This window comes from Shewanella sp. SG44-6 (genome assembly GCF_014164185.1).
GTDB classification, from domain to species: Bacteria; Pseudomonadota; Gammaproteobacteria; order Enterobacterales; family Shewanellaceae; genus Shewanella; species Shewanella vesiculosa.
This window is the reverse complement of sequence record NZ_JACJER010000078.1, coordinates 1-22,041: the sequence shown is the minus strand read 5'-3', so window position 1 is coordinate 22,041 and position 22,041 is coordinate 1. Positions and strand designations below refer to the sequence as shown.

At 40.8% G+C, this 22,041-nt stretch carries 15 protein-coding genes; 6 read left to right on the top strand and 9 right to left on the bottom strand.

Annotated elements, in window-relative coordinates; genetic code table 11:
• Positions 1–495 precede the first annotated feature (495 nt).
• Positions 496–3,093, top strand: a complete 2,598-nt coding sequence (gene adhE, locus H5185_RS14350; RefSeq protein WP_124014971.1) for a bifunctional acetaldehyde-CoA/alcohol dehydrogenase — start codon at positions 496–498, stop codon at positions 3,091–3,093.
• A 109-nt stretch (positions 3,094–3,202) separates the two neighbouring features.
• Here the strand turns inward: adhE and H5185_RS14345 are convergent, their stop codons facing one another.
• From H5185_RS14345 to zwf, 6 genes are all read right to left on the bottom strand, one after another.
• Entirely contained in the window at positions 3,203–3,910 is a 708-nt protein-coding gene (locus H5185_RS14345) for an aspartate/glutamate racemase family protein (RefSeq protein ID WP_182742421.1), read from the bottom strand.
• A 34-nt stretch (positions 3,911–3,944) separates the two neighbouring features.
• A complete protein-coding gene (locus H5185_RS14340; RefSeq protein WP_182742420.1) occupies positions 3,945–7,022 on the bottom strand; it encodes a DUF3857 domain-containing transglutaminase family protein in 3,078 nt (1,025 codons plus the stop codon).
• 205 nt (positions 7,023–7,227) lie between these two features.
• The gene (locus H5185_RS14335) at positions 7,228–7,872 is read right to left on the bottom strand and encodes a bifunctional 4-hydroxy-2-oxoglutarate aldolase/2-dehydro-3-deoxy-phosphogluconate aldolase (RefSeq protein ID WP_124014974.1); all 645 of its coding nucleotides are present in this window, start codon (positions 7,870–7,872) and stop codon (positions 7,228–7,230) included.
• Between the two features lie 20 nt (positions 7,873–7,892).
• Positions 7,893–9,719, bottom strand: a complete 1,827-nt coding sequence (gene edd / locus H5185_RS14330) for a phosphogluconate dehydratase (protein WP_182697244.1) — start codon at positions 9,717–9,719, stop codon at positions 7,893–7,895.
• A gap of 11 nt (positions 9,720–9,730) precedes the next feature.
• The gene (gene pgl / locus H5185_RS14325; RefSeq protein ID WP_124014976.1) at positions 9,731–10,429 is read right to left on the bottom strand and encodes a 6-phosphogluconolactonase; all 699 of its coding nucleotides are present in this window, start codon (positions 10,427–10,429) and stop codon (positions 9,731–9,733) included.
• 9 nt (positions 10,430–10,438) lie between these two features.
• Positions 10,439–11,908, bottom strand: coding sequence for a glucose-6-phosphate dehydrogenase (gene zwf / locus H5185_RS14320; RefSeq protein WP_124014977.1), 1,470 nt, complete (start codon positions 11,906–11,908; stop codon positions 10,439–10,441).
• A gap of 338 nt (positions 11,909–12,246) precedes the next feature.
• On the opposite strand from zwf, the gene H5185_RS14315 reads away from it, so the two are divergent.
• The gene (locus tag H5185_RS14315; RefSeq protein WP_124014978.1) at positions 12,247–13,101 is read left to right on the top strand and encodes a MurR/RpiR family transcriptional regulator; all 855 of its coding nucleotides are present in this window, start codon (positions 12,247–12,249) and stop codon (positions 13,099–13,101) included.
• Positions 13,102–13,507: 406 nt separating this feature from the next.
• Entirely contained in the window at positions 13,508–14,947 is a 1,440-nt protein-coding gene (pyk, locus tag H5185_RS14310; RefSeq protein ID WP_124014979.1) for a pyruvate kinase, read from the top strand.
• Between the two features lie 253 nt (positions 14,948–15,200).
• On the opposite strand, the gene H5185_RS14305 is transcribed toward pyk, so the two are convergent.
• The 3 genes from H5185_RS14305 to smrA all read right to left on the bottom strand — a co-directional run bounded on the left by H5185_RS14305 (position 15,201) and on the right by smrA (position 19,835).
• Positions 15,201–17,477 (bottom strand): acyl-CoA dehydrogenase, encoded by a 2,277-nt coding sequence (locus tag H5185_RS14305; protein WP_124014980.1) that lies wholly within the window; start codon positions 17,475–17,477, stop codon positions 15,201–15,203.
• Between the two features lie 11 nt (positions 17,478–17,488).
• Positions 17,489–18,130: a TetR/AcrR family transcriptional regulator gene (locus tag H5185_RS14300; RefSeq protein WP_124014981.1), complete on the bottom strand. Its 642-nt coding sequence runs from the start codon at positions 18,128–18,130 to the stop codon at positions 17,489–17,491.
• A gap of 1,102 nt (positions 18,131–19,232) precedes the next feature.
• Complete coding sequence (smrA, locus tag H5185_RS14295) at positions 19,233–19,835, bottom strand: DNA endonuclease SmrA (protein ID WP_124014982.1); 603 nt, start codon at positions 19,833–19,835, stop codon at positions 19,233–19,235.
• A gap of 146 nt (positions 19,836–19,981) precedes the next feature.
• Between smrA and H5185_RS14290 the strand changes: the two genes are divergently transcribed.
• The 3 genes from H5185_RS14290 to H5185_RS14280 all read left to right on the top strand — a co-directional run.
• Positions 19,982–20,542: a DUF4440 domain-containing protein gene (locus H5185_RS14290; protein ID WP_124014983.1), complete on the top strand. Its 561-nt coding sequence runs from the start codon at positions 19,982–19,984 to the stop codon at positions 20,540–20,542.
• 5 nt (positions 20,543–20,547) lie between these two features.
• Positions 20,548–21,039 carry a YchJ family protein gene (locus tag H5185_RS14285; protein ID WP_124014984.1) on the top strand — a complete coding sequence of 164 codons (492 nt, stop codon included), beginning with the start codon at positions 20,548–20,550 and terminating at the stop codon, positions 21,037–21,039.
• Positions 21,040–21,393: 354 nt separating this feature from the next.
• The coding region (locus H5185_RS14280; RefSeq protein ID WP_182742419.1) for an MCP four helix bundle domain-containing protein at positions 21,394–22,041 on the top strand (648 nt) is incomplete at its 3' end.

The window sequence follows — 22,041 nt, the reverse complement described above, 5'->3', positions numbered from 1 at the left end:
TTGATGTCAATCACAAATCTTCAATTAAATAAGCTAAACAAACTTTAGGCATTGCTTATGTAAGCTGGCAAGGAATAAAATATTATTAAATTTCAATGCTGTATTTTTACATTGGTTAATAATTTGCTTCAGAGTTACTTATAAAAGTGAACAAAAAACATACCGTTTTAAATATAAAACAATCATTAATGCTTCAATACCAACCGATTTCACTCAAAGAAGGCCTGCTCATTCATTATGTAAACAAGGCTTTCATGCTGTAATTAACATAAACAACCATAGTATTGTGTACTAGAGTGTTTTAAGTGATAGTGAAATCAAAGCCTTATTAAGATGCGATATTACTGATTTAAAAACATCTAAACCGTAATAAAATTACCAATTATTACGATTTTGTGGTCATCATCACAACAAACTGCTCCTAGAAGATGTAATTTTATTTACAAAGAATGTTTTGCAAAACTGCTTTGTTGAATGTTTTTAAAGGAAACCACTATGACAGTCACCAATACACAAGAACTTGATTTATTAGTAGAACGCGTTGCCAAGGCTCAGGCTGAATTTGCAAACTTTAGCCAAGAAAAAGTAGATGCCATTTTTAGAGCCGCTGCTTTTGCTGCTGCAGATGCGCGTATTTCATTGGCTAAAATGGCGGTAATCGAAACGGGTATGGGTGTATTAGAAGATAAAGTGATTAAAAACCACTTCGCATCTGAATATATTTATAACAAGTATAAAGATGAAAAAACCTGCGGAATTCTTTCCGAAGATATCACCTTTGGTACCATCACCATTGCCGAACCTGTCGGCATTATTTGCGGTATTGTGCCAACCACTAATCCAACATCGACCGCTATTTTTAAAGCGCTTATTAGTTTAAAAACTCGTAATGGGATTATTTTTTCTCCGCATCCAAGAGCCAAAAACTCAACGACTACCGCTGCGAGAATAGTATTAGATGCAGCAGTAGCGGCTGGTGCGCCTAAGGATATTATTGGCTGGATAGATCAACCCAGTGTTGCATTATCAAACCAATTAATGACCCACGCAAAAGTTAATTTAATTTTAGCCACTGGTGGTCCAGGCATGGTGAAAGCCGCCTACTCATCTGGTAAACCTGCTATCGGCGTTGGTGCGGGTAACACTCCTATCGTGATCGACGAAACCGCTGATATTAAACGTGCTGTTAGCTCTATTTTAATGTCAAAAACCTTCGACAACGGTGTTGTATGTGCGTCTGAACAAGCCGTGATTGTAGTAGACAGTATATATAAGCAAGTTAAAGAACGTTTTGCTCATTACGGTGGTCATATTTTATCTAAAGCTGAAACTGCGGCGATGCAAAATGTCATTCTTAAAAATGGTGGCCTTAATGCTGATATCGTTGGTCAAAGTGCGGTAGCTATTGCGGCCATGGCAGGCTTTGAAGTCCCCAGTAATACTAAAGTACTAATTGGGGAAGTTAACGATATTGATGATGCGGAAGCATTTGCCCACGAGAAATTGTCTCCGTTGTTAGGTATGTATAAAGCAAAAGACTTTAACGAAGCAATGGATAAAGCAGAGGCCTTAGTGACCTTAGGCGGTATCGGTCATACCTCAGGCTTGTATACCGATCAAGACACTCAGACAGAACGTGTTAAAACCTTTGGTTTTAGAATGAAAACTGCACGTATTTTGATTAACACCCCGGCTTCACAAGGTGGTATTGGTGATTTATACAACTTCAAATTAGCACCATCATTAACCCTAGGCTGTGGTTCATGGGGCGGTAACTCAATTTCTGAAAACGTTGGCCCAAGCCACTTAATTAATAAAAAAATGGTCGCTAAGAGGGCTGAAAACATGTTGTGGCATAAGCTTCCATCATCAATTTACTTCCGTCGTGGTAGCTTACCAATCGCATTAGAAGAATTAAGCGACAAAAAACGTGCATTAATTATTACTGATAAGTTTTTATTTAATAACGGCTATTGCAACGAGACATTAAAAATCCTTAAAGCACAGGGCCTAGAAACCGAAGTGTTTTATGAAGTAGAAGCAGACCCAACCTTAGCCATTGTGCGCCAAGGTGCTAAAGTGGCACAAAGTTTCCAACCTGATGTAATTATTGCATTAGGTGGTGGCTCACCAATGGATGCAGCTAAAATTATTTGGGTAATGTACGAACACCCTAATGTCGACTTTGCTGATTTAGCATTGCGATTCATGGACATCCGTAAACGTATTTATAAGTTCCCTAAAATGGGACTTAAAGCCCAAATGGTAGCGATACCTACCACATCGGGTACCGGTTCTGAAGTGACTCCGTTTGCAGTAGTCACCGATGAGATCACAGGCAAGAAATACCCTATTGCAGATTATGAATTAACACCTAATATCGCGATTATTGACCCTAACCTTGTGATGAACATGCCCAAGTCATTAACCGCTTTTGGTGGTATTGATGCAATAACTCACGCGTTAGAAGCTTATGTCAGTGTAATGGCAAACGAATACAGCGATGGCCAAGCATTGCAAGCGCTCGATTTATTGGTGAAATACTTGCCTGATGCTTATGAGTTAGGTGCCAAAGCCCCTGTCGCTCGTGAAAAAGTACACAATGGTGCGACAATAGCGGGGATTGCTTTTGCCAATGCATTCTTAGGAGTTTGTCACTCAATGGCGCACAAACTGGGTGCAGAGTTCCACTTGGCTCATGGTTTAGCTAATGCATTATTAATCTCTAACGTTATCCGCTTTAACGCGACAGATATGCCAACTAAACAAGCGGCCTTCAGTCAATACGACCGCCCTAAAGCATTATGCCGTTATGCTGCAATTGCAGATCATTTAAAGCTAGGCGGCAAAACGGATCAGCAAAAAGTAGACAAACTAATAGATAAAATCGAAGAGCTGAAAAAGATCATTGGTATTCCTGCATCGATTCAAGAAGCCGGTGTTAATGAAGCAGATTTTATTGCAAAACTGGATCTACTTGCAGAAGACGCGTTTGATGATCAATGTACAGGTGCTAACCCTCGTTACCCATTAATCAGCGAGATTAAGCAAGTGTTACTCGATAGCTTCTATGGCCGTGCTTACAAAGACTAACCAAAAGCGCTATTAGAAATGATAAACGCCTTACACTTGTGTAAGGCGTTTTTTTATCTATCGATATTAAACGAGGCAACCGATACTAGCTTTCGCGCATAATCAGATATTAGGTCTCATCATGATTATCTAAAGCCAACTTCACTGCACTATTAGCGTGGATTAGCGTCGTGTCATACAAAGGCACTGGGGTATGTTGTTGCTGCACCAATAATGCAATCTCGGTACAGCCTAAAATAACCGCCTCGGCTCCTTGGGCAAACAACTTATCAATAATCAATAAATAAGCCTGACGAGACTGTTCATTAATCTGCCCTAAACATAACTCTTGATAAATTACATCATGAACAATGGTCTGATCTGCCGTATTCGGCACCATAACCTCAATAGGATAATTGTCGCTAATACGGTGTTTATAAAAGTCTTGCTCCATAGTAAAACGGGTGCCGAGCAAGCCCACTTTGCTAATACCATCGGCAAGTAGCGCATTGGCTGTGGCATCTGCAATATGCAAAATTGGGATGCCTATTTCAGCTTGTATCTCATCGGCAACCTTGTGCATGGTATTGGTACAAATTAACAAAAAATCAGCACCACCGGCCTCAACAGCTTTAGCGGCATCGGTCAATAACAATGCTGTTTGTTGCCACAAACCTTGATGTTGTAAGGTTTCAATTTCAGCAAAATCGACACTGTATAAACACACTTTCGCTGAATGTAAGCCACCTAACGCGGACTTTACTCCTTGATTAATGGCTTTGTAGTAATTGAGTGTCGACTCCCAACTCATGCCGCCGATCATGCCAATAGTTTTCATGTGCTAATACCTTAAAACAGTCGATGTATTCAAATTATTCATTTTGACTCGTTTTCCACAACGCAGTGAGCTGCTCAACAAATTGACTGTCTTTGTTTTTAGAATTGGAAACAACCAGCCTAAATGCTTCGCCTTGCAAAGGCTCTATCATGATGGTGGATAATTGATCCTTTTGTTCATTTAACTCAGTGGTGATATCTTTGATATCAGCAATTGCCACTGAATACGAGATAAACTTGCCATTTTCAGTCCAATATGAAAACACCTTCGTGGCACTAAAACCATTTCCTTCAACTTGATTATTAAGCCAATGATGACTGTAAAATAATACCGGTAGCTCTTGTTCACTGATCAATTGATGTTGGCGTAAAAATGTAATATCTCGGCTCCACAACTGTTGTCCTTCAATGACCTCATCTTGACTAGACAAGCCAATAGTTGACGCAATACTCACCAAATAGAGTGGTAAAACACACAGCCCTATGACGAGATGACGCAGTCGCCAGCGAGAGTTATGTTGATATGCGGCTCCTGCTTTGTCATTAATCCGGTTAATGTATAACGCTAACGGTAAAAAAGTAATAATGAGGATCAACACATCTACATAAAAGTCATCACGCATTGAATAGGTTATCGACACAATCACATAAACAACGAATAAACTAATGGCGGTAGTTTCTGAGATCAGCTTTTTGGGCTGCTCTCTAGCATCATTGTTTGCTTTTAACTTAGCAAACAATGGGAAATACCAGACTACGTTAAAAAAGGCTCTTGCCCTCGGCCAAATTGACGATTGCTCTAGCGTGCGAATATATTGCCAGTTTTTATAACACCAATAATAAATATACACACCAAGAGTCATAAAGATCATCACAGACATTTTGGTCGTGGATACTGGGTAGAACTGGGCATCATCAGCAGGAGCTTTCTCTCGCAGCCAGGAAACTAAACAAAAGGAAGTACCGATAAAAAAGCAAAAAACATAGCTGAGTAAAATACGTGAATCTGTGTCTAAATCATCAATAAAATCATTATCTGAGGCCGTCGTGGAATAAGCAGTACCATAATCAACCAGACCAAAACTGCCCACATCAGCGACATTTCGTAATGCTGCAACATATTGATCAACTTCATTGGCTTCGACACGGTCAACTTTCGATTGATAATGATATGCTAATGTCAGCTCATTTATAGAGTCATCGAATGTCACTTTGTAATTAAAATCAAAAAAGGGGTTCGTTTCGTTCAAAACTTCTTTATCAAATGTCCACTTCTGATCCAATAATTTAAGCTTAATATCACCCGATAAAGTAATGGGATGACTCAAAGACAACATTCTTGGTCCATGACTTTCTGGCATGGAAATGTAGGGGGAGACTTGGCTTTCGTAAACGCTAAGACCAAAACTACCATTGTCAGCTTTTATCCAAGGTTGTTTGATTACGTAGTGTTCTTTAAAAATTGTCGTGCCGGTTTCAGTATTTTGGCTTACAGACATAGGCGTAGCAACTTCAAGATCATTAAACGAATTTTTATAATAATTTTGATAATTGTCTGACAGAGACTGTAAGCCAATATCAGCTAATCGTCCACGAATACGAGTACCTTGCTCTCCTTGATAAGTGGTTGTGACATGTAAACTCCCCTCACCATGAACTCCTTGTGTAAAATCATACACTTCATGAAATTCTACAAGAGAACCACTTGCTGCTGAATCCATTAATTCAAGTTGTTGAGTATTGTCTCCAACCACAAGGGCGAAGCCATAATTGGGTTGAAACACAACCGGTAAAGCAACATTTTGATTCAGCAGTGTAGGGTCTAACCAGTAAAATTTATTATCTAAGCTGACTTTGACTATCATGTGATTAAATGCTGATGCTCGAGGTAAGGAGTCTTGTAAGATTTTGCCCTCTTTGGTATTAACCAAAACAGGTGATGCTTGAATGCCTAATCCTCTAAGTAGAGCAATTAATAACACAGATTTATCTTTACAGTCGCCATATCGCTTGGCCAATGTATCGCTCGCCTTAGCGGGTAAATGGCTGTTGGCTCCAATTTCAATACCCAAATAACGAATATCTTGTTGAACAAAATTCAACGCAAGCATGATTTGTTCGGCTTGGGTATCAGCACTTCGGAATTGATTAACCAATTCTTGAATTGCTTGATTTTGATCTATTTGTGGCGCAAAGAGCGCCTGAGCCCACTCTCTAACCTGTTGCCAAGAATCCATCTCAGACCAATAAGCGCTAGCATAAGGATGGAACCAACTGGCAGCGTCTGAATAATACTTACTCACGGGCATGTCTTTTAACATCAGCTGATAATCAATTTCATTGCCTAATTGCGTTTGCGTAAATTTCATCTCAGTATTATTAACAGAAAAATTAAGCGGTTGCTTTTTCCCCCAAATAATACGCAAAAATTGTTGATGTACGGGTACATCCCATTGTAACCGTCGAGAATCTGAATAGATCCCTTGGTAAACAGGGTTAGTGCCAACAATACTGTATTGATAATCAACAATATCGCCGACACGAATATCATGTAAAAACCAGCTCGCCGTTTTAGAGGCATCGTAAATTAATCGCTGCCCACTTTCGACTTGTTGTAAATTAAATTCACTGTCTGCTTTTTTATCAATGACCGCCCCATCCCGAATAACATTCATCTTATGGAAAATAATTTTCTGATAAGCGGGATCAAACGTAATGCTAATTTGCGAGACAGCTTCTAAGCCTTTGGGCGTCATCGCTTTGGTCGCATAATGATTAAACTGAGTTAGACTGCCATCGGCGGTGACTTTAGACTGCTCATCAATAAGCAAGTAATACACCCCATCGGCAAGCTCTGAAGATGGAACCTTATCTGGTAAATCATACGCTATTGGCGTAACCCAATTAGGCACATTGTCAACCAATAGGCCTTGGTTTTGATGAGCCCCAAGGTGCCATTGAGAATTGAAAGATTGTCTCGGTAATTCAGCATGGATTGGGCTAGCAACGACTGGGGGGGAGTAAAAAGTAATAAAATAAATACTGCATAACGCGAATGTTGCTGACAACAACAAACGATGACCATGGGCCATATGATCTAAAAAGCGCACCATAAAAATATCCTTGTGCTAACAAAAGTCATTTAACGGGCTGTTCCGCCCATTTTTAAGTAGCGCTATGTTATTACAAGTTACTTACAATTAACAATTTTTAGTCGTTCAACTCGTCTATATCACCTACAAACTAACCCCTGCCAAATTTAAGACATAAAAAAACCAGCATAAGCTGGTTTTTCAACGGTAGACTCATTGGTAAAGATTAAAGCGCTGCTAAAGCATCTTTACACAGTTGGGTAATGCGATCCCAATCTTCATTTTCAACTGCATCTGTCGGGGCAATCCAGCTACCGCCAATGCAATCTACATTCGACAGTGCAAGGTAGTCTTTATACGTCGCAGGGCTAATGCCACCTGTTGGACAAAAACGAATACCCGACAGTGGACCAGAGAAAGATTTAAGTGCATTAATGCCACCAGAAGCTTCAGCAGGGAAGAATTTGAAATGAGTATAACCCAACTCCATTCCCACCATAACTTCTGAAATACTAACGATACCAGGAATTAATGGCACCGTGCCTTTTTTAGCAGCTTTTAGCAAATCAACTGTTGCACCTGGAGTGATAATAAATTGTGAACCAGCATCAATTGCTTGTTGTAATTGGGTCTGATTTAAAATAGTTCCCGCACCCACTAGAGCTTCTGGCACTTCTTTAGCTATTTTAGCAATGGCTTCAAGCGCACAAGGTGTTCGAAGTGTTACTTCAAGTACGCTAATACCGCCAGCAACTAAGGCTCTAGCCAAAGGCACTGCATGCTCTATTTTATTAATCACCATCACAGGAACAATCGGGCTGCGTTTAAATACATCTTGTGGCTGGAGTAACCAGTTATTAGGCTCAATCATAATACCGACTTCCTTTATTTTTAATATAATTCATCAAGAGCATGTGTACTGCGGGCACCTGTTTCAGGGCTGCTTAAGCTACTGCGTAATGCACCAAATAATTCACGGCCCATGCCATAACTTGAATGGTGTAAATCGACCACGCCTGCTGTTCTGCTTGCCAGTGTTTTCTCATCAACAAACAGGGTTAACTCACCTGTTGAAGCATCAACCCGGATCAGATCGCCATTTTCAACTTTGGCTATCAAACCACCGTCAAGCGCTTCTGGAGTTAAATGAATTGCTGCAGGAACTTTACCTGAGGCACCAGACATACGGCCGTCGGTCACTAATGCAACTTTAAAACCTTTGTCTTGCAGAGTGCCAAGATATGGTGTGAGCTTGTGCAGCTCTGGCATACCGTTAGCTTTAGGGCCTTGGCCTCTGACGACAACAACACAGTCTCGATCAAGCTCACCGGCCTGGAATAGCGCATCAAGCTTGTTTTGATCATCAATGACAATCGCAGGTCCTTCTACTACACGATTTTTATCGGGTACTGCAGACACTTTAATCACTGCACGGCCAAGATTACCTTTGAGTAATTTCAAGCCACCGTTCTGTTGGAATGGGGTATCAAGATGCGTTAACACTTCTTTGTCTAAGCTTTCTGTCACGCCATCAACCCATTTAAGTTGACCATCAAGTAAGCGAGGTTCTTGGGTGTAACGACGTAGGCCCTGACCGGCGACAGTATTCACATCTTCATGCAATAGACCACCATCGAGTAGCTCTTTGATTAATAACGCCATACCACCTGCGGCGTGGAAGTGGTTAATATCAGCATGACCATTAGGATACACGCGCGCTAACAGAGGCACGGCATCAGATAAGTCAGAAAAGTCGTCCCAGTTTACAATTATGCCTGCGGCGCGAGCAGCTGCCACTATGTGCATAGTCAGGTTCGTTGAACCACCTGTCGCAAGAATTCCCACAATTCCGTTAACTACTGATTTCTCAGAAACGATTTCACCTATTGGTGTATATTGTGTGCCCATAGATGTTAAACGGCACACTTGTTTCGCGGCCATTTTGCTTAATTCATCGCGTAATGGATCGTCAGGATTAACAAACGATGAGCCTGGTAGCTGTAAGCCCATTATTTCAAGCATTAGCTGGTTAGAGTTAGCAGTACCGTAGAAGGTACAAGTACCAGCACTATGATATGACTTAGCTTCTGCTTCAAGTAGCGCCGCGCGATCAACCTGACCCTGAGCAAATTGCTGACGAATACGGGCTTTTTCTTTATTCGGAATACCAGACTTCATTGGACCAGCAGGCACAAATAGCATAGGTAAATGGCCGAAACTTAAGGCACCGATTAATAGTCCCGGTACAATTTTGTCACAAATACCCAGTAGTAGCGCGCCATCAAACATATTATGCGATAAGCCGATCGCGGTAGACATAGCAATAACTTCACGGCTCAGTAAACTTAACTCCATGCCTGGTTGACCCTGAGTCACACCATCACACATAGCAGGTACACCTGCAGCAACCTGTGCAACACTGCCGACATCCATACACGCTTGTTTAAGCATATTTGGGTAGGTTTCGTAAGGTTGGTGTGCTGATAACATGTCATTAAAAGCGGTGACAATACCAATATTGGCTTTCGTTAGTTGACGTAAAGAGTCTTTGTCCGCTGGCTGACAGGCCGCGAATCCATGAGCCAAATTGCCACAACTTAGGGCGCTACGATGAACACCTTTTGCTTTGGCATCATTTAAGGCCGTTAAATACGTTGAACGAGACTGTTTACTGCGTGCAATAATTCTATCGGTGACGGCTTGTACTACTGAGTGCATGGTAAAACTCCTTACGCGCTATAGAACACATCAACGGGCGTTTTACGCTGCGCTAATACGGCTCTAATGGGCATTTGGGTAACATCATCATTCTCAAGAGCCTGATGATAAACAGTTAGCTTTGGTTCTCCGACAAGATGCAAATAAATCTGACGGCTATTTAAAATGGCATCTTTAGACAAACTAATACGTGCATGAGGAGCAGTTGTCGGATTGACTGCAACGCATAAATCTTTGGTAGTTAATGCATTATCGAGTTCAGCACTGCAAGGAAACCAAGAGCATGTATGCCCATCAGTGCCCATGCCTAATATCACCACATCAAAGGGACGCGGGAAATTAGCTAACGACTCGCTGGTCATATCACAACCCGCTTCAGGGGTTGCAAACATATTTTTTAAGCCGCGAAATTTGGCACTGGAGGCACGATTCTGCAGTAAATGCTGGCGAACCAACCTTTCGTTTGAATCTTTTTCATCAGCGTTAACCCAGCGCTCATCAGCTAAAGTGACGTAAACGTCAGCCCAATCGACTACTTTATGGCTAAGTGAATCAAATAATTTCAATGGTGTGGAACCACCAGAAACCACTAAACTGGCTTTGCCTCGAGTATCCACAGCATTTTGTAGTTGCTGGGCAATTTTCTCAGCTAGTTTGGCTTCTAAATCAGCTGGATTGTCGAAGGATTTAAATACAGTATCTTTAATCATGTCAGCTCCCTACTCGTCCCAAGAACGGCCATCTTTGGTTATTAATGCGACCGATGCCACAGGTCCCCATGTGCCAGCAGGATAAGATTTAGGCTTTTCACCACTTTGTTCCCATGACTGAATGATGCCATCAACCCATTTCCAGGCTTGCTCAACTTCATCACGACGAACGAACAGTGCTTGGTTTCCGAGCATGGCTTCTAACAACAAACGTTCATACGCATCTGCAATACGTTCGTTTTTAAAGGTATCACTGAAGCTTAAATCGAGCTTAGTCGTTTGTAGACGCTGCTTTTGCTCAAGCCCAGGAACCTTGTTCATCATCTGAATTTCAACCCCTTCATGAGGTTGTAAACGAATGGTTAACTTGTTCGGTGGCAGATTGCGGTAACTTGCACGATACAAGTTATGAGGTGGATTTTTAAAGTACACCACAATTTCGCTACTCTTAAAGGGCATACGCTTACCGCTGCGTAAATAGAATGGCACTCCAGCCCAACGCCAGTTATCAATATCAACACGGATAGCAACAAAGGTCTCTGTGTGGGATTGAGTGTTGGCATCCTCTTCTTCAAGATAGCCAGGAACAGGTGAACCTTTTAAGAAACCAGCACTGTATTGACCACGAACGGTATTTTCATACACATTGTCTTGGTTAATTGGCCGCAGTGATTTAAGCACTTTCACTTTCTCGTCACGAATACTGTCAGCATCTAAATTGACGGGAGGATCCATGGCAACCAAGGTCAGCACTTGTAATAAGTGGTTTTGGATCATGTCGCGCATTTGACCCGCACCGTCAAAGTAACCCCAACGGCCCTCAATACCCACTTCTTCAGCAACCGTGATCTGGACATGATCTATGGTGCGGTTATCCCATTTAGAAGAGAATAAAGAGTTAGCAAAACGCAGGGCAATGAGATTTTGAACGGTTTCTTTACCAAGATAATGATCGATTCGGTAAACCTGATTCTCGTTAAAGAACTCGGCAACCTGGTCATTAATCACATGCGATGATTCTAAATCAGTACCAATTGGCTTTTCGAGCACAACACGGGTATCAGATTGAATAAGGTTTTGCTCGTGTAAACAACGGCAGATAGCACCAAAAATAGAAGGAGGAGTTGCGAAATAATTCACCATGACGCGTTTACTTGGTTCAAGTAAATCGTGGAAGGCACTATAACCTTCAGGATCTGTAAAATTAGTACCGATATAATGACAACGACTCAGGAAGCGCGCTAACGTGGTGGGGCAAAGTTCGTCTTTAACAAATGTATTTAATGCTTTAGTAACTAGGGCAACAAACTCTTCTTGAGTGAATGCGTCTTTTGCTACTCCGATTACCTTGGTTTCTTTATCAAGCAATCCTGCTTTATCTAACTGATATAGAGAAGGTAATAATTTACGCCTAGCTAAATCGCCTTTAGTACCGAAAAGTACGAAGTCGCAAGCCTTAGCTCCAATTGATTTGCCCATTGCTGAAAGCTCTCCTAATTATATGTGTGTGTCATGTTCGAATTCGGTAGATGAATAAAAGCACACTTTTGTTGTAATATAACAACAGAATTTGAATATTGCATCTTTAATTTGCAATTTTTGTATTGTTGTTAACCTAGTCACAAGTATCTATTATCTGCTATGATTTTCCACCAACACCAAGGCTTACAAATCATTTAATCGTGATCGATGTCGTGAAAAATAACTACAGTTGATAATCAACGGTAAATAAATAACTTAATTCACGTAATTCCTGTAAGTTATGATATAAAATTACATTACCTACTTTTTAGCTACTTTCTAGCGGATGCTTGCTTATGAATACCCTTGAAAAGGTTCAAAAAAGCCTTACCCAATTTAGTAAATCTGAACGTAAAGTTGCCGAAGTCATATTAGCCTCACCGCAAACAGCGATACATTCAAGTATTGCCACCTTAGCAAAGATGGCCGATGTTAGTGAACCTACGGTCAATCGATTTTGTCGTCGATTAGACACTAAGGGATTCCCTGATTTTAAGTTACATTTGGCTCAAAGTCTTGCTAACGGCACACCTTATGTTAGTCGACACGTTGAAGAAGATGACACTCCAGAGTCATACACAACAAAAATCTTCGAATCTTCAATGGCATCGCTGGATACGGCTCGTCAGAGTTTAGACACTTCGGCAATTAATAAAGCGGTTGATATTCTCACTCAAGCCAAGACTATTTCGTTTTTTGGCCTTGGTGCTTCTGCTTCTGTGGCCCATGATGCGCAAAACAAGTTCTTTCGTTTCAACGTGCCAGTGATTTGTTTTGATGATGTATTAATGCAACGAATGAGCTGCATTAACTGTAATGAAGGCGATGTAGTGGTATTAATTTCGCATACTGGCCGAACTAAATCACTGATTGAAATAGCGCGTATTGCTCGAGAAAACGGCGCTGCAGTCATCGGCATTACGGCACGTAACTCGCCACTGTCTTTTGAATGTACATTGCCTGTCACTATGGAAGTACCAGAAGACACTGACATGTACTTACCTATGGCGTCACGCTTAGCGCAATTGGTTACCATAGATGTACTCGCGACAGGGTTTACCTTACGCCGTGGTCCGCGTTTCCGTGATAATTTAAAACGCGTAAAAGAAGTATTGAAAGAATCTCGGGTAAACAAGGATATGACTATCTAAATTGATGGGTTGTTAACATTAACACTCATGTACAGCCGTGATTTTTATGCTCGTTTGAACAACAATAACCACCTTTTAAACTGACTTTTGCACCAAGGTTACCAAAGAACTGGTAAATAATTACACAATTAAGTTCTATTTGATCGTGTAAATGCTCATAAATAGCCATCAATTATTGTTCACTAGGCCAAACACTTTATTCTGTTTGGCCTTTTTTATTGTAAAAACCGCGAAACTGTCACATAAATTACACATTAAAAACGATCTTTTTGTTGGTAACTTTACTACATTTACTGAGAATGTCTGTTAATATAGTGACATCATTTTAGTGCCAAGATCACAAGAGCACTTTAATAACCGAATTCTATTTAACACAAAATCTTTCTTATCATTAACGGAGTATCTCATGTTCCGCAGAACTAAAATCGTTACAACACTTGGGCCAGCAACTGACCGCGATGACAATTTACGAAAAATTATCGCAGCAGGCGCTAACGTCGTTAGACTTAACTTCTCACACGGTTCACCAGAAGATCATCTAAAGCGTGCTACGGATACTCGTAGAATTGCTAAAGAATTGGGTAAACATGTCGCTATTTTAGGAGACTTACAAGGTCCTAAAATTCGCATTTCTACCTTTAAAGATAACAAAAAAATCAAACTTAACTTGGGTGATAACTTTATCCTCGATGCTGACTTAGCTAAAGGCGAAGGCGACCAGGATCAAGTGGGTATTGATTATAAGCAACTGCCTGATGATGTTGTCATTGGCGATATCTTAATGCTTGATGATGGTCGTGTGCAGCTGAAGGTTGACCGTGTTGAAGGCCATAAAGTCTTTACTACTGTTACTGTTGCTGGCCCGTTATCGAACAACAAAGGTATCAACAAAAAAGGTGGCGGCTTAACCGCTCCTGCCCTTACCGAAAAAGACATGGCAGACATTAAAACGGCTGCATTGATCAATGTTGATTTCCTTGCTGTGTCGTTCCCTCGTACAGGTGCTGATTTAGACCTAGCACGTAAGCTTGCACAAGAAGCCGGTAGCTACGCATTAATCGTTGCTAAGGTTGAACGTGCTGAAGCGGTTGAAACTGATGAAGCAATGGATGATGTTATCCGCGCTTCAGATGTTGTCATGGTTGCTCGTGGTGATTTAGGTGTTGAAATTGGTGATGCTGCACTTGTTGCTGTGCAAAAACGTTTAATTGAGCGTTCTCGCCAACTAAACAAAGCCGTGATCACTGCTACACAAATGATGGAATCGATGATTTCAAGCCCGATGCCAACACGAGCTGAAGTCATGGACGTGGCGAATGCTGTGTTAGACGGAACCGATGCGGTAATGCTGTCAGCGGAAACCGCTGCTGGTGACTTCCCTGAAGAAACGGTTATGGCAATGGCGAACGTTTGTTTAGGTGCAGAATTACATCCTAGTGTTAATGTGTCTAAGCACCGTATGGATCAGCGTTTCTCTTCAGTTGAAGAAACTATCGCGCTTTCAACCATGTATGCGGCTAACCACTTGCCTGGCGTTAAAGCCATTATTTCGTTAACTGAATCTGGCGCGACAGCAAAATTAATGTCACGTATCAGCTCTGGTTTACCAATTTTTGCTTTATCTCGTCATCAAAAGACATTGGCCAGCATGGCAATGTACCGTGGTGTACAGCCAATTGAGTTTGACTCAACAGCATATCCTGCAGATGAGCTCGCTAAAGAAGCATTAAACTGTATGGTTAGCAGAGGTTATTTGGTCAGTGGTGATATGGTACTGATGACTAAAGGTGACGCGATGGAAACCATTGGTGGCACTAACACTTGCAAAGTATTGATCGTTGCTTAATTGATATTGCATGTCATGAGGCATACTCAATAGCAGGTATATTGCAGTAGACTCGGCACTTGAAAGCCAATCTCCGGATTGGCTTTTTTATGGGTGTATTTTAAGATATTCTGCGTTATGCACTTTGGTATTTATCTTCTCAGACCGATAACTTGTTAATTTAGTTTTGCCATAGTAAAAAAAAGCCCCGACAGAGTCAGGGCTATTTACACAAAGGTTTTATAAAACCATTAAAGGGTTTTATTAATTCTGATTAAATCTTATCAAAATCATCAACATTGATAGCCGCTAAACGCAATATATCTGCTTCAACAAGCTGTTTATGTTCCGCTTTGGTGATAATGTCTTTTTCTAGTGCTTGCTCAAATAACTCAAGCATTGGCAGCTTAGATTTTAAATGGCCACTACGTTGCGCTTTCTTTAGCTTCTTATACAAATCTTTCGCAGCATATTTTGCCAAGAAAGCCTGCTCGACTTCAGCGATACCACTTTCATCACCTTCAACATCACTGCATAGGAAGGTAATACGGTCACGAGCAGGTCCAGGTTTGAGCATACCAGTAACTAAATCAACCGCATATTTATCACTTGGTGCATTGAAATGATTTCCTAATGGGAATATCAATACTCGTAGCAATACCGCAGCGATTTTGCTCGGGAAGTTACGAATAGCATCATTAAGTGCTTTTGCCGCTAGATGTAAACGCTCTGTCATCACATAATGTACAGCAGGTAAATCATCTTGCTGACGGCCATTATCTTCAAACAATTTCAATGTCGCAGATGCTAGGTATAACTGGCTTAATACATCACCCATTCGCGCAGAAATCATTTCTTTACGTTTAAGATCGCCACCCATAATCAACATCGATAAATCAGTCATTATCGCAAGCGATGAAGAGATCCGCGTCATATCACGATAATATTGTTGAGTTGGACCACTCACTGGTGCACTGCCTAAACGACTTCCGGTTAATGCATAACCAAATGAGCGTAATGCATTGCCAATGGCATAACCAATATGACCCAGTAACAATGAATCGAAACGATCTAAAGCTGATGTCTCATCTTCCATTGCTGCGGCTTCCATTTCCGCCAAAACATATGGATGACAGCGCGTTGCTCCTTGACCAAAAATCATCAATGAACGAGTCAGGATATTTGCACCTTCTACCGTAATTGAAATAGGTGTGGCGATATACGCATGACCTAGATAGTTTTTAGGTCCTAATTGGATACCTTTACCAGACTGAACATCCATCGCGTCCTCTAATACATCACGGCCTAACTCGGTCATGTGGTATTTAGCAATCGCGGTCACCACAGAAGGTTTCACTTTTAAGTCGATACCTTGGGTAGTTAAACGACGAGCAGCTTCAAGTTGGTAAGTATTAGCGATAATTCGCGCTGTAGCTTCTTGTACGCCTTCAAAATGTCCGATTGGCATACCGAACTGTTGACGAACATAACTATAAGCAGTGGTCGTTTTGGTCGCCACATGGCCAGATGCCGTAGCGAGTGCAGGTAATGAAATACCGCGCCCAGCAGACAAACATTCAACCAGCATACGCCAACCTTTGCCGGCAAACTGTGGTCCACCAATAATCCAATCCAATGGAATGAACACATCTTCACCACTGGTTGTCCCGTTCATAAACGCCATCATTAATGGGTTGTGACGACGACCGATTTCAACACCTTGATGATCTGTCGGGATAAGCGCACAGGTGATCCCTATATTTTTAACATCACCTAACAATCCGTCAGGATCACGCATTTGAAAGGCCAATCCCAAAACCGTCGCGACAGGAGCCAAAGTAATGTAACGCTTGTTCCAGGTTAAACTTAAGCCTAATGTTTCTTCGCCTTCAAACTCACGGCGACACACAATACCGACATCAGGAATAGCACCAGCATCACTGCCCGCTTCTGGGCCTGTTAATGCGAAACATGGAATATCTTTACCCACAGCCAATGAAGGTAACCAACGTTCTTTTTGTTCTTTAGTACCATAATGCGTTAGTAACTCACCAGGGCCTAAAGAATTAGGCACCATAACGGTAACCGCCGCACTGACACTGCGCGTAGCAATTTTTGCTACTATGGTTGAGTTTGCATAAGCAGAAAACTCACGACCACCAAATTTTTTAGGAATAATTAACGCAAAAAAACCTTGCTCTTTAAAGTACTGCCACAACTCTGGCGGTAAATCTTTGCGATTATGAACAATATCAAAATCGTCGATCATGGTTAATGCGGTTTGAACTTGATTATTTATAAAGTCCTGCTCTTCAGCACTTAACGTTGGCTTACCGTAACCGTGTAAGGTGTTCCAGTTTGGCTTACCACGGAATAACTCACCTTCCCACCAAACATCACCCGCTTCCATTGCTTCCTTCTCGGTACTCGACAAAGGAGGTAACACTTTTTTGAAGAACGAAAATACTGGACGCGTAATAAATTGCATCCTGATATTACGTACGCCAAAGAGGACAATGATCGCTATAACTAGCAATATGACGATACTCATTTTATACCTTCTTAGTTTGTTAACACAGGAACAGCAACACCTGCTGCCATGTAGGGGATGACTTTACGAAGAATCGCTTCAATGTTGTTATGTTCACCATACTCAGCAGCGGCAATTTCATTTAACGCATCTGCAGAAGCCATGGTAAATACTATCGTCCCGAGGGTGAAATGCAAACGCCAAAACATTTCAGCTGCGGGAATATGCGGTGCACTGGCCGATACGGCTTGCACAAAAGTCGCTAAGTGTTCGCCATAATGCGTGGTGATAAACCAACGTAAATGCCCTTGGCTTTCAATGTAACCACGACCCAACAGCTGCAAGAAAATAATCGTGCCGCCATTGCGCACTTTGTTAAGCTCGAGTAATGGCTTAATTAAAGCAGAAAAAATTTCATTTAATGACGCATCTTCAGGCGCATGATGTATGCGTTTAATTTCTATCGCAGCGCTTGGCATAAATACATCTAAGTATCTTGCGAGTACTGCGCGAATTAATTCTTTTTTCGAACCGAAATGGTAATTGACCGATGCCAAATTGACTTCAGCTTTACTGGTGATCAGTCGCAACGACGTTTCAGAAAAACCTCTTTCAGCAAACAACTTTTCAGCTGCGTCGAGTATTCTTGTTTTTGTATCAGTACGACTTGCCATTCCAAGACCAAAGTTAATTTAAACACCCGTTTAAATTAATCATTGAGCGAACAGATGTCAATCGAAATTGTTAGCTTTCTTTAACAACATCAACATCAAAAACAGCAATAAACCTGCCAAATTGTTAACTATTATACAAAGTTTGCTATTTTGTGGTTGGCAGACATCAGCAGATAAAAAGGACATACACTAGATACACTTGCCTTTAAAACGACCGTCTCAAATTGATCCAGCGCCTTTATGACATGAGAATTCAGTCACTGTAATTGCACAAATGGATTTATTTTTAAAAAACGCCACCATAGACAGTGTTAATGAAGCCATTATTGCACTTTCTAATACCACTATGTACTGACAGATAATGGGCTTACTCTAAACGCTGCCCAATACGTCAAAGACATTGGCTTATGATGAAAACGATTAGAAATAACATTGCCTTAGGCCTGTGAGTTTATTGATTGCTCTATTGCACAGACAAGTATTCACCGATACCACTAAACCGTAGAAATAAAACCAAGATTGCTGGGATCTAGAAGAAAAGCATCGAGGAGTTAAAGAACCAACGGAGCAGTGTGAAGCAGAGATTAATTCCAACGCAGAGCCTATGTAACGCTTAGTCCATACATTGCCGTTATACAAACCTAGTGTGATATTGCCAATACTCTAGCCCAATTCATTACGTTAGTATTTATAGAAGTAAAGACGCTTGAGGCAAACACAAGTATGTGTTCAAAATCGCTGCCTGTTAACCTTGGCCTGAAGCATTCAGTGGTGACAGGTGAGATAACATGACTGCAAAAGCTTAACGATATGGCTTTGCTCCACTACAAATATAACTAGGTATGCAAAACGCACAAGCCAGCCAACAGCGCGACTGGTAATGCTGACTTGAGCGACTAAGAGTATGAGAATGAGTATGAGCATGAGTATGAGTAAAAATATCGTCAAAATACAAATGTTAGCGCTAATTAGTGCTTAGTTGAAAAAGTTATTTGCCATCAAATTTTTTCAACCAAACAACATCGGCAGTTAAATTTTTGGCATTATTTTTTGCTTTTATAATATGACTGGCTTTTTCGATGCAACATACACCCGATAAAACCTACCTAAAACCACGACCCTTTCTATTCAGTTCACTATTTTCAATTCTTTTTTGCGGTGATTTTTTTAGCATGATAAATACCGCACCTACTCCACCACATTCTTTTGTGGCCGAATGATACGCGGTAACGGGTTCAATAAATCTTAGCCAATGGCATACCGCTGATTTCATTAACCCTGAATAAGGTTTACTTTTATAACCCTTGCCATGAATAACCAAAATATTACGTTCACCGCGTTCATAAGCACCTAGCACGCAACTAAGTAAACTTTCACGGGCCTGCGGGAGCCTATATTGATGTAAATCCAACACGGTATTGAATCGGTATTTACCAAGGCGCAGTTGGGTAAATACTTCATCTTGAATCCCATCCATTTTATAGCTCACTACATCATCGGGCTCAACCGCTGTAAATAAATAAGGATCGGTAGGCAATAACTGTAACAACTCATGTTGTTCCGCTGCTGCTCGCTTTGCCAATTGAGCATCTGTTACACTTAACGGATTAAGCCATCTTGGGTCTGTATGCGACTGATGTTCTTGCTTAAGAGGACTAACATCGGCCATTTCTTGTAAAAATAATTCGTCATCACTTAACGACATGTGCCACCTCCAACATACTTTGTAAAGATTCTATGCTTTAGCAAAGTGGATGATTAATTTATAGTTATCGTTACGGTATCGCTTGCCATTATTGATTTACACTAGATAAAAAAGAGAACCATTCCTTGAAAAGAATATTGTCCTTAATGAATACGCTCAGGTTATTGATATTGCTAACCGTTAGTGTGTGCCTAAGCACCATGAACGTTTATGCAACAGAATCTATACCCCATAAAACGTTGAATGCTAATTTTACAAAATTGACGCAGGCATTTGAACAATTAGATCTTGCCGCGATAGAACAAATATATACCGACGATGCTGTATATATCTCTGAAACACAAGACCGAGGTATCATTAGCGGTAAAGAAAATATTCTTAGCCTGTACAGCCACTTTTTTAACAAAATTAAACGAAAAAATGCCAAACTTGAAGTCGACTTCAGAGTACTGGTACGACACAACGAGCCCAATAGCGCAACTGATGTGGGTTATTATTTAGTGCGTTTTCATCCAGGAAAAGATTCAGGAGAACCTGTCAGTGAATTTGCTGGTAAATTTGTGACTGTTTTTAGTAAAGATAACAAACAGCAATGGAAAATTAGTGTTGATTCGAACACCCATGCTGCGCCCCATTTTTACTATGATGCCAAACCCGTCCCCAATCTTTATTACGGTCGCCAATTTATTACCGCTGCGAAAGAATAAACTCAATGAAACATAATGATTTAATAGACACTAACAGCACGTATTGCCCTTGTGGCAGCGCCGTCGACTATGCTCAATGTTGTCAGCCATTTCATCTAAATCAGGCTGTGGCTGACACAGCAGAGCGATTAATGCGCTCTCGTTATAGCGCCTTTGTGTTAAAGCAATTTCATTATTTAATTGTGACTCATCATGCGGATCATTTACAGGGATTAACCGAGAAGCAGCTGGCACAATTTAAAACGCAGTGGTTGGGATTAGAAGTGCTTTCTTCGACACAATGCGCTGAAAAAGGTGAAGTGATTTTTAAAGCATGGTTTATCGAAGATAAAAAGATCGATGCGATATATGAGCGTTCATCGTTTATCAAACAAGATGGCCATTGGTTTTATACTAGTGGAACACAAATGCACAATCGTTTACCCGGTCGAAATGATGCTTGTATTTGCCATAGCGGCAAAAAGTTTAAACAGTGCTGTGCCAAGCTCATGAGTTAAAACAGCAAAACCAATAATGCCGCTTAATTATCACTGTGCCATATCATCAGCTAAAAGTGCATAAATGCACTTTTTAGCTGATCAATAACCTGATCTATCTGTTCAAGATGTAACCAATATGGCAGAAATGACCTCGCCTTCATACTCAATAAATCTTATCTGATCACGCTTGTCTTTTCGTCATCAACTCAGTTTAAAAAGTCTAATTCTTATCGGTCAGGCAGCGTTGATTAGCTGTTGTTGATAATATGTTAGCTAGCTCTCATATATAAATTTAATTAATGTGTAATATTCGTTTTATTTACCTTATTTATATTGAGCACACTAGGTTGTGTCGAAAATAAAGGATATTTTATGACATCATTATCTGGCCAACAGCCTAGCCAAGATTCAAGCCAAGCTAAACCATCCAAGTTTACTGAAAAACTGCAATCAGTTAGTGCTCGCTTGACGTTGAGCATGTTAATCACTTTAGGCGCACTATTATTTTTAGCATATCAAGGTATATCAGGTATGCAACAAGCCACAAACTCAATTGATGACCTATACTCGCAGGGCATGCAACATACCATTCGAGCCGGCAAAGTCTTAGATGAGTTAGGCAATGCAAGAAGTGCCTTGTTGTTATCCTTGCAGCATGATCCCTCATCAGAATTTGCCAAACTCCATGATCACCCAACTGACATACACATTAATGATATTAATCAATCGTTGAAAATACTCCATGATATTATTGATAATGAAATTCTAAGCTCCAATTTAAATGCCGATGAAAGAGCCCAAGTTAACAGATTGGTTCATCAACTTGATGTCATCACAGATAACGGTTTTAATCGGGCATTGGTAGAATTAAATGCGGGCAGATTCAGACAAGCAAATATGATTCTATTAAAGGATATTAATCCTGTTTTCAAATCAGTCTCTGCAGAGGCCCAAGGCTTTCTGGATATACAAATTGCTGAAGCAAAAGCTAATTTTGAACAATCAGAGGAGAATATTAGT